General features: G+C 41.8%; 1 rRNA gene. It reads right to left on the bottom strand.

The window, feature by feature from the left end:
• Positions 1-80 (bottom strand): 5S ribosomal RNA (rrf, locus tag AN392_RS18225); the annotation flags it as partial.
• Positions 81-237: the final 157 nt, after the last annotated feature.

Consider the following 237-nt stretch of genomic DNA (forward strand, 5'->3'; position numbering starts at 1 on the left):
ACACTATCATCGGCGCTGTTTCGTTTCACTACTGAGTTCGGCATGGGGTCAGGTGGGTCCAAAACGCTATTGTCACCAAGCAAATTTGGTGTCAGTCCGTATCGCTACGCACTAACTAAAATTTGGAATTCTGATAATAAAGTCTTCTAGTATCTACTTTAGTCTATTAACTTCTTCGCTTGTTTCACTATCACATAAAACGCGTTTGGCGTTGTATGGTTAAGCCTCACGGGTAAT

Origin of the sequence: Pseudoalteromonas sp. P1-16-1b, from assembly GCF_001401785.1 — a bacterium.
In the GTDB taxonomy this organism is placed as follows: domain Bacteria; phylum Pseudomonadota; class Gammaproteobacteria; order Enterobacterales; family Alteromonadaceae; genus Pseudoalteromonas; species Pseudoalteromonas undina.